This is a genomic window from Pseudomonas sp. NPDC085632, from assembly GCF_044541255.1.
Lineage (GTDB): Bacteria > Pseudomonadota > Gammaproteobacteria > Pseudomonadales > Pseudomonadaceae > Aquipseudomonas.
Window position 1 is genome coordinate 14700 of sequence record NZ_JBITSX010000001.1, and the last position, 17049, is coordinate 31748.

The window sequence follows — 17049 nt, forward strand, 5'->3', positions numbered from 1 at the left end:
CGTACGAGGCCGGATCGTCCGTGAGGACCGTCCGGCCTGTGCACACCCTCAGAAGTTGGCGCGTGCCTGGCGGTTGTATTGGCTGAGCAGGGCGTCGTACCCCCGGGTGACGGCGTAGTAATCGTCGCTCAAGCGTTGCGGTTCGGCGCGGTCTTGCCAGTCCTTGTGCAGGGTGTTCAGTGCGTCGAGATAGTTTTTCGATGGCTCACTGATGTGTTGCCACAACTCCCGCGCGTCATCGTCCTTGTTTCGAAATCCACCCTCGCGTAGCCCGATGAACGGCTGGCGGCGATTCCACGCCAGCAGCAGATCGGCGGTGGTATCGGCCACGACTTGTGGGGTCAGGGTGCGGTGTTTCATTCCGTTTTCCAGCCGCTCAAGTGTTTCCCGGGCCTGAATCATGTACGCCAGCAGTGACCAGTGGATCTCCTTGCCTACGCGTGCCTCCAGCCGTTTGAGCTGTTCGGGGCGCTGTGCCACGTCCAGTGGCAGCAGTTCTTCTCGCAAGGCTGTCGATGCGTTGATGTAGGCATTGCTGGCGGCCTGGATTTGCCCTGAGCCCTGTGACAACCGGGCGAGCGGCGTGGCATAAAAGTTCGCACTTCTGTCGAGTCGCTCCGGCGTAAAGATCACCGCTGCCCCCTGCAATGCTTGCGCGTAGTCACGGACTTTTTGCGAAAGCACTGGCTGATAGGCCAAGAGTTCGAGTTTTTCGTTGATATGACCGAGGCAGAGATCCTTTTGGATGTCATGCACGGTGTACGCATCCGTGTTGTCGAAATCCCGTGCCTCAGCAAGATAATGCCCGAATGCATCACTTGTTGGTCGCGGACGTTCGAATTTGTCGTATGCGTTGCGCCAGTGCACATCGACACGGTTGACGCATGCAATGATCGGACTTATCGCGTTGGCCTGTGCAGTCACCGCTGATTCGCGCTGATCAAGCCACAGGTCGAGTTTCAGGAACGGCCGGGTCGCGCTCGTCAGACCCAGCACCACCAGAACGACCACTACGCCGCTGACAAACATGAATCTCGACGTCATGGCCGTGCCTCCGCGGGATACCACTGCTCGCGGGTGGCCGGAGCGCCGCAATCGAAAGAACTCGCCGGCAACCGGCTACACAAGCGCTCGGCCCAGGGTTGCAGACCCTGATTGCGATTGACCGTGCCTTGGCTGGCGGCCACTTTGAACACGCCCAGCACCAGCACCAGGGCGACAACCCCGAGTAGCGTCAGGCCGATTTTCACCGGCAGGTTGGTCTTTTCCCAGGACGTGTGTGGTTTGACCTGACGGCGACGGATCAAACCCACGCAGGCCAGTGTGGCGGCATAGACGACGCCAGCGATGGGGCCGAAAAACCAGCTGAGCCCGGCCACCATCAATGCGCACGGAATCAGATCGCGCAGTATGCCGAACGGCGCAGCGTCCTTGGCGAAACCCGGCCACAACCGCGCGCTGAGGCGGTCATCCAGCAGCCAATGGGTGTGCGCCAGTTCGTGAGTCAGCCAGTTGATGCCCGCAGCGATCACGCCAAACACGATCGTTGAGGTCATGACGATATTGATCAGCCCGGTGACACGCAGCCCCAGCGGGATGAAATGAGTAAACGCACCGATCAGACAGGCCAGCACCACGCCAACGTAGGTCGGCCATTCGCCACGGCTCAGCTCCCAGTCGCGCCAGAAAAACGCGGTGCCCCCGGGTAGCTCTGCGCAGACCCTTGGATGATTGGCATACAGCGCCGAACTCAAATGTCGGCAATGCTCCCAATCTTTCTCACGCAGGCGCCGGGCCAATGCGCGACGCTGGCTGAACGGGCCGCTGCCGAGTAACAGGCGCGCGGCGCGGTGTTCGGCAGTGGCGGGCGGCGCTTCGGCGAGTTGACGCTGTCGGGCGATAAAAAGCGGTGCGTCATGGCGCGCGACCAGTCGCTTCCATTCGTCTTGCGGGCAACGGTTGGCCGGGCCGGAATGCCAGCCCTGGCCCGCACAAACCTGTTCGAAAATAGCGGAGGACCAGTATTCGCTGTCCAGTAGCAATCGACTCAGGAACAGGTTGAACCACAGCCGGTGAACTTCAGCCTCAAGCCACAGGCATTGCGCGCACTGTGCGTAGGCCTGCAAAAAGGCCGCACTGTCCTCACGTTCGAGGGCGTCACGCAGCGGTCGAGTCATGCGCTCCCGCTGCTGATCGAGCAGCAGTTCGATCGACTCTTCATCCAGCTCAAGCCGTTGCCAGGCACTGAACCAGTGATAGGTCTGCACCGCCCAGTCGACCATCGACGCCGACGTTTCAGGGTGCTCGATGCAATGCTGCAGCAGGGTCTCTTCGAGGATATGCGCGCAACCCTGCTCAAGGGCGAGGGCGTGGCGCTGTTGCAATTGTGCAAGGCTGGTGTCGTGCAGAGCGCGCGTCGCCTGCTGCAAGGCATCGACCTCGACCACGGTCAGGCCGGTCAGGTCCCAGCTGTCGTTTTCGCTATCCGTGTCTTCGCTGGCCTGCGCCCATTCCTTGTAATGCAGGGCTTGCTCGTAGGCGTCACGCAGGCGCTGGAAGCCCTCGGCGTCTTCGTCGGGACGGGTCTGTTTGAGCAGGGCAGCGTATTGGCGTTTGATACTGCGCGTATCGGCGTCGGCCGTGAGGCCAAGGACGGTCCAGCAACTCATTGCGTGTACAACTCCATGAAAACCTTCGACGCGGTCCAGTGGTGGCACTTTGATTGTGCGCACCCTACCTGTTTCGCGTCGAAAAGTCCTCAGCCGTTGTTTATTTGCCGACGAACCAGCGGAAATACGGGTTGCCGCCATCGCCGCGCATCACCTCGCCGATATCCCGCGCCCAGGCATCGCGGTCGTCGTCATAGGCATGCAGGCTGGCGCGATAGAACTGCATCAGGCGCTGGCGATGGGTTTCCATACGTTCATTGAAACCGGCGTCGGCATTCACCAGTGGCGGCGCTTGATACAGGTCCAACAGTGCCGGCAACACTCGTGTGATTTCCTTGCTGCGCACCCACGGCGCGTATTCGATGCGCGGTTGATCGTCGGTCACTGCTGGCGCATCGGCGGCAAAGCGCTCAAGCCCGGAGCGATCGGTGAGCCAGGTCGCCAGCAGCGCAGCCGCCGAGCCGATGCCGACATCCTGCAAGGTGCTGCGCACGCTGTCCTGCTGGAAACGCGCGGTGATTTTCGCGGCGTCCAGTTCCATCGGCTGCAGCGAACCGACCAGCAACATCTCGTGGAACTCGCTGGTCCACAGCGATGCATGCGGGAACACGTCAAGGAAACTGCGCACCAGCGAACGCGAGTCGTCAATGTTCTGCGTCGGTAACGGCAGCCACTGGGCGACGATGCCTTTGTTTTCCAGGCGACTGGCAGCCAACTGGTAGAAGTCCCGCGAATAAAGATTGACCACACCCGCCGCAGAAGGCGGTGGCGGTTCGAGGGTGATGAGGTCGTAGGTTTGCGCGCTGCGCAGCAGTTCCTGACGCCCGTCGCGCAGACGTACATCGACGCCGGGATCGCTGGCGGCGTTGAAGTTGCCCTTGAACAGCGGCGCGGCTTTGACCACCGATGGCAGCAACTCGGCGACCACCCGATGTTCCAGCCCCGGATAGCGCAACATGGCGCCGGCGGTGATGCCGGTGCCGAAACCGATCACCAGTGTCGAGCGTGGCTCACCGTTGTGGATCAGCAGCGGCAACAGTGCCTGAATGCGCATATAGCGCAGCGACGGCATGGCATCACCGGTGTTCGATACGCCTTGAATGTACAAACGGTGGAAGGTGTTGTCGCCGCGACCTTGAGCAACCACCGCCACCGTACCGCCACGGCCTTCTTCGTAGAACGCCAGGCTGCCGTTGCGCGCACCGGGCAACAGGCTGGCAAGTTTGTCGACCGGGGTGAACACGGCAAGAGCAACCGCGAGCAAACCGAGGGCAACCACGGCCTGACGCCGGCCTTTCTTGACGTGATGACCTTTGCGCACGGCAAAATAGCCGATGCCGGCGGCGATAATCGCCAGCAGGCCCAAGGTTCGCACGAGCCCCAGCAGCGGGATCAACAAGAAGCCGCAGAGCATCACCCCGACGATCCCGCCGAGGGTATTGAAAGCGACCACGGCACCCACATCCCGGCCTACGCGTTCATGGCCGACACTCAGGCGCAAGGCCAGCGGAAACGCCGCCCCCAGCAACAGCGTCGGCACAAACACGATGCTCAACGCTGCCACTGCAAAGCGTGCACTCATGCCGGCCAACTCACTGGCGCCGAGGCTCAACAGCCACATTTCCGCCTGACTTTGCGCGATCACCAGCCAGCGCCCGAGCACGGCAATTTCCAGCAACGCGAGCAGCCCGGCGCCGGCAATCAGCAGGCCGAACACGCCCCACGGATCGCGGATGCGCTCAACCCGGCGCGCGAGCAGGGCGCTGCCGATAAACAGCCCGGTCAGATAAGTCGCCAGTACCACGGCAAACGCGTAGGTGCGGGTGCTCATGAACTGCACGATCGATTGCGACCAGACCACCTCATAACCGAGCGCCACGCCACCGGCGATGGAATACAGCCACAGCGCGCTGCGATCCGGGGCTTTTTCCGCATGATGTTTAGCGAGGGTTGCCACTGGCACCGGATGCTGCCGGGCCAGCCATAACGCGCCGATGGCTGCCAGCAGATTGAGCATCGCCGCGAACAACGCGCTGCCACGGACGCCGAGGCTGGCGATCAACACAAACGCGGCGAGCAGGGTGCCGACAATCGCCCCCAAGGTATTGGCCGCATACAACTGACCGCCAGCCTTGCCCGGATCGGCGGCGAGCGAACGCACCAGTACCGGCAGGGTGCCGCCCATCAACACCGCCGGCAAACCGACCAATGCAAACGGCAATACCCACGCGAGCAGGCCGACATGCTCTTGCAGCCAGGCAAACGGACTGGCCGCCAGGCTCATGGCCACGGTCGCGCCGACGCCGAGAATCGCCACCAGCACTTCCAGCCCGGCATACAGCAGAACCGGCTGCTGCACACGGTCTGCCCAACGCCCGAACAGCCAGCCACCGATCGCCAGGCCTGCGAAAAACGCGCTGATGCCGGTGGTGATCGCGTACACCTCGACCCCGACCACCAGCGACAGTTGCTTGATCCACAGCACCTGATAGACCAGCGCCGCAGTGCCGGAGATGCACAGCAGCAGGGCGGGGATCAGCAAGGCTGGGGCGGTGGTGTGCGAAGCGGGTATGGCCGATGGCTTGCTGGCGATACGTGAGGACATGCGAAGGCCTTAATTCAAAAGTCATGGTGACTGGCTGATCGTTCCCACGCTCTGCGTGGGAATGCCTCATTGGACGCTCCGCGTCCGCTTCGGCAAAGGACGCGGAGCGTCCCGGGCTGCGTTCCCACGCAGAGCGTGGGAACGATCAATAAGGCCGTCCGCCGGTGAGGGCGAACGGCAGTCCAGCGGTTTTACTGTGCAGCTTTCATTTTTTCAGCGATTTTCGCGTCCACCGCAGCACGGATCTGGTCGATGCTGAAGCTGGCCGGTTTCTGGCTAGGTGGGTAATCGACGAAAGTCTGCAGGAATGCGGCGGACTTCATCACGGCGACCTCGGTCAGATAAACGTTCTTGGTCGTCCAGTCAGAGTACTGGTCGGAAACGACGTCGGCACGTTCATACGGATCCATGCGCAGGTTGAAAATCTTCGGCACGCGCAGGCATACAAATGGCTCGCTCCAGACTTTAAAGCCGCCCGGTTCACGCTGTTCGCAGAAGACCGCTTTCCAGTTGTCGTAACGCATCGACACCAGCACGCCATCGTCGTTGAAATAGTAGAACTCTTTGCGTTCACCCTTGGGTTGCTGGCCGGTCAGGTATGGCAGTTGGTTGTACCCGTCCAGATGCACCTTATAGTTGGCGCCGCCGGACGCTGGTGCCCAACCTTTGAGCAACTTGTCTTTCACCCCAGCATCACCGGCAGCGGCGAGCAGTGTCGGGAACCAGTCCAGACCGGAGAACATCTCGTTGGAGACTTCACCCGGTTTGATCTTGCCTGGCCAGCGCACCATTGCCGGAACCCGGAACGCACCTTCCCAGTTCGAGTTTTTCTCGTTACGGAAGGGGGTGGTGGCGGCGTCCGGCCAGGAGAACTGGTTCGGGCCGTTATCGGTGGTGTAGACGACGATGGTGTTGTCGGTGATTTTCAGGTCATCGAGGGTTTTCAGCAGTTTGCCGACGTCGCCGTCGTGCTCGAGCATGCCGTCGGCGTACTCGTTGCCGGCCATGCCGCTCTGGCCCTTCATTGAATCACGCACATGAGTGAACAAGTGCATGCGCGTGGTGTTCATCCACACGAAGAACGGCTTGTCGGCCTTGGCCTGCTTCTCGATAAACGCCTGAGCTGCGGCGGTGGTTTCGTCGTCGATGGTTTCCATGCGCTTGGTGGTCAGCGCGCCGGTGTCTTCGATCTTGCCATCGGCGAAACTGTGGATCACGCCGCGCGGGGTAAAGGCTTTGGTGAACTCGGGGTTGTCCTTGGGCCAGTTCTCGCGTTCCGGTTCTTCTTCGGCGTTGAGGTGGTACAGGTTGCCGAAGAACTCGTCGAAACCGTGGTTGGTCGGCAGATATTCGTCACGGTCACCGAGGTGGTTCTTGCCGAACTGGCCGGTGGCGTAACCTTGCGATTTCAACGCTTGAGCGATGGTGATGTCACGTTTCTGCAGGCCGACCGTTGCGCCCGGCAAGCCCACTTTCGAAAGACCGGTACGCAGCGGCGTCTGCCCGGTAATGAACGAGGATCGCCCAGCCGTGCAACTGTTCTCCGCATAGTAATCGGTGAACATCATGCCTTCTTTGGCGATGCGGTCGATGTTCGGGGTCTTGTAGCCCACCACCCCCATCGAATAGGCGCTGATATTGGTCTGGCCGATGTCATCGCCGAAGATCACCAGAATGTTGGGTTTTTCAGCCGCCGTGGCCGTAGCCGAAAGCGCCATGACCGAAGTCGCCACCAAGGCGAGTTTCGGTAGCCATTTGCGTATGCGAGTCATCTGACTTGCTCCTTTTCGCGGGGGTCGTTTATTGCGACTAACGTTTATTGCAGTCCTGCATCACGCTTTCTTATTGCACCTGCCCGGTGACCGCAGGCTCGAACGGGTAGATCCGGCGCCATTCCGACGCCATGTCAACCACGGTCCAACCACGGGAATTTGCTTCGTCGAGCGCCTTGTCGAGCCGGCCGATATCGGATTGGCGGTCATAGGCCCATTCGCGCTTGGCGTCGGTGTGGTGCACCAGCCCCATAAACCGTTTGCCGGAACCGGCGGCGGTCCACTGCAGCATTTGCAGGTCGCCGTCGGAATTGCCGAAGGCGAGAATCGGTCGCTTGCCGATCACCGCGTCGATGCTTTCCGGTTTGCCGGGGCCATCGTCGTTGTGCGCCAGTTTCGGTGTGCGTACGATCGAGGCCTGGCCGTCCTTGTATTGAAATGAAGTGATGAACGTGGTGCCGATTACTTGTTCTGGCGGGATGCCGTAGACCTTCTCGGCGAAGGCGCGCATGAACCCGGTGTCGCCGCCGGAGACTATGTAGGTCTTGAAGTCCTGTTTGCGCAGGTAGTCGAGCATTTCCAGCATCGGCTGGAAGATCATCTCGGTGTACGGCTTGCCGGTTTTAGGATGGCGCGCCTGACTGAGCCAGGTCTTGGCGTAGTCATCGAAGGCGTCGGTGGTCATGCCGGTGTGGGTCGCCCCGACGATTTTCAGCAGCCCCTCCATACCGGAAGCGGCCAGGGTCTTGTGATCGTTTTCCAGCACGGCCTTGAACGGCTGGGTGGTTTTCCATTCCGGGTGCTGCGCGGCAGTACGCTTGACCTCATCGAAGGCGAACAGCAATTCGAAATAGGTCGGTTGCTCGCTCCACAAGGTGCCGTCGTTGTCGAACACGGCAATACGGTCGCCCGGTTTGACGAAGTCCTTGCTGGTCTGGTCGGTCACCGCCTGCACGAACTCGATAATGTTCTTCTTCGCCGGGCCGTCATTCCACGAAGGCAGCGGCTCGTTGGCTTGAGCCAGCAGTGGCAGGGCGAGGCCAAACACCAGGGCCAGGGCGAAACGTTGGCGGTGCCGTAGCGCAGTCGTCATGGGAAATCCTTCTCGTGAACGGGGTTGAGCGGGCGCAGGGCCGAGGCCGGTTTTGCTTGCTGCTGTTCGGCCTGACTGTGAAGCGTAGTCAATGATTCGCGCAGTTGAACGAGTGTTTGCTCGGTACTTGGCTGGCGACCGTAAAGCCCGCGTAACAGTCCTTGCAGGCGCGGGCCGGCATTGACCAGTTTCAGCCCCAGGCGACTGCGCCGCAGCCACAGGTACAGCGCCGTCAATTGCGCTGGACTGGCTTGCAGTTGGGTATTGATTTGTTGCCAGGCGAAATCAGCAGATTGCTGCCAGGCCCGTTGCTGCGCTTGCCGGCGTGCTTGCCACTGTTGCCTGGCGCGGATGAACGCAGGACGCAGCAGATAAGCGGCGGCAACGACAGCGGCGATCAGCGTTAGCCACAACAGCCAGCGGGTGGAGAAACGCAGATGATTCTGGCCCAGTTGCTTAAGGTCTTCGCTGATCGAAAATACCGGTTTGGAAGGCGTGCCGACTGCTGCTTCGAACGTCACCGCCGGCACTTGCGCTGTGCGCGATTGCCGAGTGCTGGCGTCCCACCATTTCACCTCAACGGCCGGCAGCGTGTGCGAGCCGGCCTTGTCGATGCGGTAGGTGACGCTGTCGATGCGCTGGCCACCAAGGATTTCACCGCGACCGTCATCCAGCGCAGTGACTTGCGGGGTTTTGGTATAGCGGCTCAAACCGGGGATATCACCGAGCGTTGGAATCGGCAGGGCCATCGCCAGCGCACCGTCTGCTTGCAGGGTCAGTTGGCGGGTGATGCTGTCACCGACTTTCAAGGGCGTCGCCGAGTTTGTGACGGTCTGGGTGAAACGCAAACCGTTGGCCACCAACGGTGTTTCCCCGGGTCTGAAACCGGGCGGTTGTGCGGCGCTGAACTGCACCGGTTGGCTTTGCGCAGTGATTTCTGTCGTGGCTTGGCCGGGTGTTGCGCGCACGGTCAGAGAAGGTATATCAAACGTGCGCGCGACGTTCGGGGTGATCAGGTAGCTGTAGCGCAAACCGCTGAAGGCTTGGCCGTCGATGGTTTGGTTAAGGTGCTGCGCCTGTCCGTCCGGCGGCATGACCAGCGCGCCGTCGAGTTTCAAGTCGGGCAGGGTGGCGGCGCCGGTGAACCAGGTGTCGGTGAGGACGTCGACTTGCAGTTCGACCAGGCCACCGACCATCGCGCCTTCGGCGGGTTGCAGGTGGGCCTGGACTTTGAGTTGGGGGTCGGCGAAGGCATTGAAGCTGAGCAGGCTGGCCAGGAACACTGTGCTGATTTTTGTGCTGATCAATCTGGCCCCATCGCTGGCAAGCCAGCTCCCACAGGGTCTTGTGGTGTTAACACAATCGGTGAAAACCCAGGAGCTCCCTGTGGGAGCTGGCTTGCCGGTGATGGGGCCAGTAGGGTTCAGAGGAATCATGGCTTGGCTCCCTGCTGATCCTGCAAGCTGAACTTCTGCCTGAGAAACTTCGCCGGCGAAGTGGTCAGGTTCTGCAACCACAAGGCATCGGACGCGGCCTGTTCGGTCTCGACTTTTTTGCTTTGACCCTTACCCGGTGCCTTGTCGAATTTCACCTCATCGGGTTTGGTCTCCGGGGCGTTTTTCTCGGCGCTTTCGGTGTCCTTGAGCAGCGCCTGCGCCAGGGCCAGATTGGCCGTCGCTTCCGGGAACTGCGGTTGCAGCTTCAAGGCCTGGGTATACGCGGCGATGGCTTGATCGAACTTGAAGCGCCGCACGTAAATGTTGCCCAGATAGAAATACGCCTGCGGCGTGTCGAGCCGCGCAAAGGTCGCCAATGCGAGGTCGTAATCGGCTGCGTGATACGCCGCGACACCTTTCCAGTACGGGTCGACAAACAGCGCGGCGGCTTGCGGCAGATGCTCATGTTCGAACGCCCAGCGACCTTGCTGGTCGCGGGTGAAGAAGGCGTCTGTCAGGGCGTTGGCCTGCGCCGGTGCCGCTGGCCAACCGAGGCTAATCGCCAATGCCAACGCGGGCATCCAGTTGACGCTCCAGCCCTTGCGCACGTTGCACAGCGCCAATAGCAACAGCGGCCAGCACAGCCAATAGCCGGCGTCTTTCCAGTGCAGTTCGCGCTGCTCGGCGCTGGCGCTCTGAAAGTGCTGTTGCGCGTGCAGTTCGATCCAGTCCAGATCATCGTCATTGAGCGTCAGGCTCCCTAGCGGCGCATCGACGGCGGAGGCCAGTTGCTTGATTGCCGCCTGATCGAAGCTACCCAGCGCCGGACGCCCGTTGGCATCGGTACGCGGCTGGCCGTTGGCGTCGTGAATAACGCCGCCGTCCTCACTGCCGACCGCCAGTACCAGCACTTGCAACGGACTGTCGCCCACCCGTTTGTCGAGGCCGTCGAGTTGCGTAATGTCGGCGCCGTCGGTGATCAGCAGCAGACTGCCGGGGGTTTTTTCGGCGCTGAGCAAGCGTTTAGCCTGATCGATCACCGCGCCAACATCTTTGCCCGGTTTGTCGATCAGCCCGCTACCCAAGGCTTGAATGAACGTGTCGAGCAGGGCCGGATCGTCAGTCGGTGGCAATACCAGATGGGCGCTGCCAGCGTAGGCGATCAGCGCGGTGCGGGCGCCGGCGCGGCGCTGGATCAGATCATGCAGTTTGTGTTTCGCCGCTTCCAGTCGGCTCGGCTGCACATCGCTGGCGTCCATCGACGGCGACAGATCCACGGCGACAATCAGCGGCGCACGATTCTCCAGGAAATCCGGTCGATCCTGTTCCCAGGTCGGCCCGGCGGCCGCAACCGCACCGAGGATCAACAGCGCGCACAGCAGATGCACCGGGCGCAGGCGCTGATGGTCCTGCGGCGTTACCAGGAGGTGTGGCAACAAGTGCTCGGCGATATTGCCGCGCAGGCGTCGTTGCAGGTCGCGACCGCGCCGCCAGAGCAGCGGCAGCACGGCACCGAACAGTGCGAGCAGCAGCCATAGGGGGCGGAGAAAGTGGAAGTCACTGAGATTGATCTCCATCTCAGGCCTCCTGCCGCTGACGGGCAAACGCCAGGCGCACACGCAGCAGCGCGCCGAGGTGATACAGCGCCAACAGGGCAACCGCCGCGCCCAGCGGCCAGTAGAACAATTCGCGCTGCGGTTGATGGCTGAGGGTTTTCACCTGGTGCGGGGTGAGGCGATCGAGGGTGCTGTAGACCTGATCCAGTGCGTTGCGGTCTTCGGCGCGGAAGAACTGGCCGCCGGTGGTTTTAGCGATCTGCTCCAGCGCTGACAGATTGACCTTGGCCTCGCCAGACGCGCTGGGGTCGCCGATGCCGATGGTGTGAATGATCACGCCTTTGTTGGCGGCCATTTCAGCGGCGTGATCCGGGGTGATTGCGCTGCTGGTGTCGTTACCGTCGGTGAGCAGGATGAGGACTTTTTCCTGCTCGTGGGCCTTGTCCAGCAGCTTCAGGCTCAGGCCGATGGCGTCGCCGATCGCGGTGTTCGGGCCGGCCATGCCGATACCTGTGTCGGCCAGCAACAGTGAGAGGCTGGCATGATCGAGGGTCAACGGTGCCTGCGGATAGGCACCGTTGCCGAACACGATCAGGCCAAGGCGGTCGTCCTTGCGCTTGTCGATAAAGCCTTGCACCACTTCCTTGACGGCCGCGAGACGATTGATTTTCTCGCCGCTGGCGTTGGTGAAGTCTTCGGTTTCCATCGACTGTGAGAGGTCGATGGCGAGCATCAGGTCGCGTACCGGTTGTTGCCGTTCGATGGGTTTTTCAACGAACACCGGGCGCGCGGCGGCCAGCACAATCAGTGCCCAGACGAGGACGTTAAGCAGCAGCTGCGAGAGATTCCGTCGGCTGCCGACGATGCCCGGCGCCTCACCGACGGCCCGGCTCATCGCCGCAAAAAACGGTACGCGCACGGCGCTGCGGGCCTCGTTGTACGCGGGTAGGTATAGGTAAGCCAGCCAGGGCAGCGGCAGCAGGAGCAACAGCCACGGGTAATCAAGCTGCCACATGGTGATGCTCCATCCAGTATTGGCAGGTCTCGAACAACGCCTGACGTTGCGGCGCGGGCAGGGCGCGCAGGGCGTCGTCGGGGGCGTAGGCGAGTTGTGCGAGTTGGTCGCTGAAGTCCGCCGGCAACGGCTTTTTACAGTGCTGCTGCAAGAAGCCTTGCCAATCCTCCCGCCCAAGCACCGCAGGACTCTGTGGGAGCTGGCTTGCCAGCGATGGCGTCCTGTCAATCAGTACAGATGTTGGATGTGATGGCCCCATCGCTGGCAAGCCAGCTCCCACAGGGTTTGCATTCCACAAGAAAGATTTGGGTGTGGGTATCGAAAGCGCCACGCGTTTGAGCAGTTCCGGCAATTCGCGCAAGGCATTGAGATCATCGCTGCGACCCCGCAATTGCGCCAGACGCGCAAGGCCCTCACGCCGATAAGCGTCTCTTCTCCATTGCCGATAACGGCGGATACCGATCAGCAACGCGGCCAATATCAAAAGGGCGAGCAGCACCCACCAGCCCCAGGTCTGCGGCGCGTAACTGATCGGTGCAGGCAGCCCCAGCTCCTTGAGCTGTTCGATACTTGGGATCTGCGGATTCACCGCGTTGCTCCGGCACTTTTACCCAGTTCGGCGCGCAGTTGTGCGTGGGCCTCTTCGGCAGTACTGAACATCATCAACGGCACCTGACTGCGTCGCAGCAGGGTGGCGACGTCCTGGAGCCGCCCGCTGAGAAAGTCCCCCAGCGGCTGATGGACGTTGCGTTTCTCGATGGCCAGTTCCACCTGCAACTCGCCCTGAGTGACCAGCAGGCGGCCATTGTTCGGCAGCTTCATCGCCAGCGGGTCGTAAACCTGCAGCGCAATCACATCGTTGTGCGCCGACAGTTGCCGCATCAGTTGCAGGGTACGTTCGCCGGCCCCGGCAAAGTCGCTGACGATGCAGATCAAATGATCATGCCCGGCCAGCGCGAGGCAGCGCTGCAGGACCTTGTCCAGTTGATCTTCGTCTTCAGCGTCGGGGTTGGCCGCGCTCAGTGCCCGATTCTGTTCAGCGATGCGGCTGAGCAAGGCTTCGACGCGTTTGCGGCTGCGCAGCGGCGCAATGCTGTCGATGCGCTGATCGTTGAACACCAGCCCGCCGACCCGGTCGCCGGCGTTGAACACCATCCATGCCGCCAACGCTGCGAGTTCGGCACCGAGGGCGGATTTGAAGCTGCGCTGCGAGCCGAAGAACATCGACATGCGCTGATCGACGACGATCAACGCCGGGCGGTCGCGCTCTTCGGTGAAGGTGCGCACCACCGGTTTGCCGGTGCGCAGCGAGGCGCGCCAGTCGAGGTGACGCAAGTCGTCGCCCGGCTGATAGCGGCGCAACTCATCGAAATTCAAGCCACGCCCGCGCAGGCGTGAAGCATGGTTGCCGGCGAGGATGCTGCCCCGAGGCTGACGGGCGAGAAAACTCAGGTCACGGGCCTTGAACTCCAGCGCCATCAATTGCGCGAGAGAGACGTAGACCAGTCCTTCATCGTTCACGCCGGAATCGCCACTTTGTCGAGAATCCGGTCAAGCACCTGATCGGCATTTACACCGTCGGCCACGGCGTCGTAGCTCAATTGCAGACGATGGCGTAGCACCGGATGCACCACCGCGCGCACGTTGTCCGGCGAAACAAAGTCCTGACCCTGTAACCACGCATCGGCACGCGCACAACGATCAAGGCCGATGCCGCCGCGCGGGCTGGCGCCGATAGCGATCCAGCGCGCCAAGTCTTCGTCGTAATCGGCGGGGTGGCGGGTGGCGTTGATCAGGTCGATCAGATAGCTGTCGATGGCCGGCGACACGTGCACGGCGCTGACTTCCTTGCGGGCGGCGAAGATCACCTCCTGCGCCAGGCTGAAACCTTTGGCCGGCGTGGTGCTCGCGCCTTGGGCGAACTCTTCGTTGCGCAACAGGCGCAGGACCTGGCTCTCGTTTTCCGCGCTCGGGTAGTCGAGCAGCACTTTCATCAGAAAACGGTCCATCTGCGCTTCAGGCAGCGGATAAGTGCCTTCCTGTTCGATCGGGTTTTGCGTTGCCACCACGATGAACAGTTCCGGCAGCGCATGGCTGTTGCCGGCCACGGTGATCTGCCGTTCTTCCATGGCTTCAAGCAACGCTGCCTGGACTTTCGCCGGTGCGCGGTTGATCTCGTCGGCGAGAATCAGATTGCCAAACAGCGGCCCCGGCTGAAAACGGATTTCGTTTTTGCCTTCGACCTGATGCAGCACCTCGGCACCGGTGATGTCCGAGGGCAGCAGGTCCGGAGTGAACTGGATGCGGCTCATCTTCGCGTCGAGGTGTTTGGCCAGCGCCTTGACCGTGCGCGTCTTGGCCAGCCCCGGCAGACTTTCCAGCAGCAAGTGACCGTTGGCCAGCAATCCGAGGAGGATCTGCCGGATCACTTGATCCTGGCCGAGCACCGCTTCGGCGATGCTGGCTTGCAGGGCGTTGAGGTCGGTAAGCGCAGTCATGGGGGCAGTCCTTTGTGTCCGGTCTAGAAAAAGGCCAGGGTCAGGTTGACGCTGAAGCCGTTGCCTTCAGGGCGGTTCTTGGTGTCGAACTCCGGTACCCAGCGCGCACTGATGTTGGCTTGGGCGTCGGCGAATTTGCCGGTCCAGCCCACGACCGGGCCGGCGCCTACAGAGCGTCCGCGATAGCCATTGAAGGTGTCGGCGGTCTGGCCTTTGTCGTCGGTCAATTGCTGGATATAACCGGCGGCGACACCGGCGTTCCAGCCATCGCCAAAGCCATGGGTCCAGAGCGCATCGAGGCGGAAGATGTTGCCATTGCGGTAATCAGTGGCGTCGTTTTCGGTATAGCGCTCGAACGCGCTCATCAGGCTGAATTCGCCACCCTTGCCATCCAGATGCGTGAACGCCACCGTTGGCATGAAGGTGTAGTTGTTCTGACCCGGGTTGGCCAGGCGATCCTTGTTGTAGGCACCTGTGGGCACGTAAATCGGTAGCGAAAACGAGATGTGGTTCAGCTCATCGAAGTGGTAACCGGCGGCAATCGGCGTGATCAAGGCGTCGGCGAATTGCGTGCCGGAATCGCTGTCACCCAGGGTGCGACCGCGCGGGCCGGTGATGCTGGCCTTGATGTCGGTGTACTGCACCGGTACGCCGATTGCCGAAGCGTAGTTCCAGCGTCCCTTGCCGGTGTCCCATACATGCGTGAAGTTGCCCATGGTGTAGGAGACTTTCATGTCGATCCCGCCGCTGACCGCGCCGGAAATCGGTGCGCCGGTGCTGCCCTTGAGCGAGCCGTCGTACCAGATGCTGGTGAGCGACATGACCCAACCCGGCTCGGGCGGGACGATCCCGGCGTTGGAGAACACCTGCTGACCGGTGATCGGTCGACCGACGCCACCCTCCGCTGCGTAAAGCAGAGGACTGCCGATCATGCACAGCGCCAACAGCGGGCGCACAACGTTAGGCTTGATCATCAATCAATGACTCCGCTTATTGTTTTGAGTTGACCGGGATCAGTGGCGGCATTTTCCATTCGCCGCTGGCCACTTCCGGTTTTGGCAGATAAAGACGCAGGATCCCGTAGAACGGCCCGTTGGGCGCTGGCAGCCAGTTGGCCTGTTTGTCCTTGCCCGGGTTCTTGTGCTGCACATACAGGGTCAGGCCGCCGTCGGCATCCAGCGCAAGATCCGGCAGCATTCGCGAGTTGATCAGGTAGCGATTCAGCGGGTTGGCCACCAGCAATTTGTTCTTGCCGTCATACATCGTCAGCGACCAGAACGCGTCGGCCGGGGGCAGGGCGCCCTTGTCGAAATGCAGGGTGTAATCGTGTTTTGAAGCGTCGGCTGGCTGGCCGTCCTTGTCGACGAAATAGCCGATGTAATTCGCTTCTTCAGCGGAGTTGCCAAAGATGCCCATGTTGGCGCCGGCGTAGCGGTACAGGTAATTGCCCTTGAGGTGATCGCGGGTGCCGAAGAAGTCCCCGCTGGTCACTTGATGGGTGTCGACCTTGTCCTTTTTGAACGCGGCAAATTCGGCTTTGGCATCGCTGATACCGTCTTCTAGCGCCTTGCGCTGCTCGGCGGAGAGTTTCTTCAGGTCGAACGGCTGGCCGGCGCCGATGCCGATTTTGCCGAAGCGTGCGAGCAGATCCTTCTCGACATCCTGCGGCGGCGTGAACGCCAGCATGAAATTCAGGTAACGAAACAGCTCCGGGGTTTCGCTTATGGTCGGCGTGGGTTTCGGCCAGTTGACCTTGGGGGCCGGGACCGGGGCTTTTTGTTTGAGGTAGTGGCTGAGGGATTCTACTTTGTAGCCTTTCTGGATCTGCTTGACCTTGGCCAAGTCCTTTTCATCGAACAACTGCGTGCGGTACAGCGCGTAGGTGATGTTGCTTTCGCTGCGCAGCAAGCGGTCGATGTTGACCGGTTGCTGACCTTGCCAGTCCGGCCCGGCAATCATGAAATGCCCACCGTTGTTGCCGGTGCTGCGCGTGCCCAGATAGGCGAAGTTCTGCGTGTAGGCGTCGATCAGTTGCACCGAGTAATAACGGTGTTCTTCGATCGGCGGCAGGGTCAGGATCAGCGGCTCGGTGCGCAAGTCCATCCAGACGAAGGAGTAGGGCGTGTCGGCGTTGGGCGTGACAAACGCGGTGTCCTTGGCGGTGAAGGCTTTCGCCGTGTTGCCGATCTGGTTCAGCGGCGCCTTGTAGTTCGGGCTTTTGCTGTCGATGGCTTGGGTGTAGAGGGTTTTGTACATCTCCACCACGGGGAAGCCGTAGAGGTAGGCCTCTTTGGCAATCCCTCGGGCCTCTTCCGGGCTGGCGGTGAAATCGGCCAGGACGCTGGTGCTCAGCGTAAGCGTCAGGCTGGTCAGCAACAGATTGCGTGTGTGCATGGTGCGTCCTT

Annotated in this window: 13 protein-coding genes; all 13 read right to left on the minus strand. The window is 61.4% G+C overall.

Going from position 1 to position 17049, the window contains the following annotated elements; all coding sequences use genetic code 11:
* Nucleotides 1-48: 48 nt before the first annotated feature.
* The 13 genes from ACIF4X_RS00065 to ACIF4X_RS00125 all read right to left on the minus strand — a co-directional run bounded on the left by ACIF4X_RS00065 (nt 49) and on the right by ACIF4X_RS00125 (nt 17038).
* On the minus strand, nt 49-1044 hold the full coding sequence (locus tag ACIF4X_RS00065; RefSeq protein ID WP_397480405.1) for a DUF3829 domain-containing protein: 996 nt from the start codon (nt 1042-1044) through the stop codon (nt 49-51).
* A complete protein-coding gene (locus ACIF4X_RS00070) occupies nt 1041-2669 on the minus strand; it encodes a J domain-containing protein (protein WP_397480406.1) in 1629 nt (542 codons plus the stop codon). Before ACIF4X_RS00070 ends, ACIF4X_RS00065 begins: the two co-directional genes overlap by 4 nt.
* A gap of 100 nt (nt 2670-2769) precedes the next feature.
* Complete coding sequence (locus ACIF4X_RS00075) at nt 2770-5274, minus strand: fused MFS/spermidine synthase (protein WP_397480407.1); 2505 nt, start codon at nt 5272-5274, stop codon at nt 2770-2772.
* 191 nt (nt 5275-5465) lie between these two features.
* Complete coding sequence (locus ACIF4X_RS00080; RefSeq protein WP_397480408.1) at nt 5466-7046, minus strand: arylsulfatase; 1581 nt, start codon at nt 7044-7046, stop codon at nt 5466-5468.
* Between the two features lie 70 nt (nt 7047-7116).
* Nucleotides 7117-8139: an HAD family hydrolase gene (locus ACIF4X_RS00085; RefSeq protein ID WP_397480409.1), complete on the minus strand. Its 1023-nt coding sequence runs from the start codon at nt 8137-8139 to the stop codon at nt 7117-7119.
* Complete coding sequence (locus ACIF4X_RS00090; RefSeq protein ID WP_397480410.1) at nt 8136-9575, minus strand: hypothetical protein; 1440 nt, start codon at nt 9573-9575, stop codon at nt 8136-8138. Before ACIF4X_RS00090 ends, ACIF4X_RS00085 begins: the two co-directional genes overlap by 4 nt.
* Nucleotides 9572-11152, minus strand: coding sequence for a VWA domain-containing protein (locus tag ACIF4X_RS00095; RefSeq protein ID WP_397480411.1), 1581 nt, complete (start codon nt 11150-11152; stop codon nt 9572-9574). Before ACIF4X_RS00095 ends, ACIF4X_RS00090 begins: the two co-directional genes overlap by 4 nt.
* 1 nt (nt 11153) lies before the next feature.
* The gene (locus ACIF4X_RS00100) at nt 11154-12146 is read right to left on the minus strand and encodes a vWA domain-containing protein (protein ID WP_397480412.1); all 993 of its coding nucleotides are present in this window, start codon (nt 12144-12146) and stop codon (nt 11154-11156) included.
* Nucleotides 12133-12735, minus strand: coding sequence for a DUF4381 domain-containing protein (locus ACIF4X_RS00105; protein ID WP_397480413.1), 603 nt, complete (start codon nt 12733-12735; stop codon nt 12133-12135). Before ACIF4X_RS00105 ends, ACIF4X_RS00100 begins: the two co-directional genes overlap by 14 nt.
* The gene (locus ACIF4X_RS00110; protein WP_397480414.1) at nt 12732-13667 is read right to left on the minus strand and encodes a DUF58 domain-containing protein; all 936 of its coding nucleotides are present in this window, start codon (nt 13665-13667) and stop codon (nt 12732-12734) included. The genes ACIF4X_RS00105 and ACIF4X_RS00110 overlap by 4 nt, the downstream gene beginning before the upstream one ends.
* The gene (locus ACIF4X_RS00115) at nt 13664-14644 is read right to left on the minus strand and encodes an AAA family ATPase (RefSeq protein WP_397480415.1); all 981 of its coding nucleotides are present in this window, start codon (nt 14642-14644) and stop codon (nt 13664-13666) included. The genes ACIF4X_RS00110 and ACIF4X_RS00115 overlap by 4 nt, the downstream gene beginning before the upstream one ends.
* 23 nt (nt 14645-14667) lie before the next feature.
* Nucleotides 14668-15618, minus strand: coding sequence for a transporter (locus ACIF4X_RS00120; RefSeq protein ID WP_397480416.1), 951 nt, complete (start codon nt 15616-15618; stop codon nt 14668-14670).
* Nucleotides 15619-15634: 16 nt separating this feature from the next.
* Nucleotides 15635-17038, minus strand: a complete 1404-nt coding sequence (locus ACIF4X_RS00125) for a DUF1254 domain-containing protein (protein WP_397480417.1) — start codon at nt 17036-17038, stop codon at nt 15635-15637.
* Nucleotides 17039-17049: the final 11 nt, after the last annotated feature.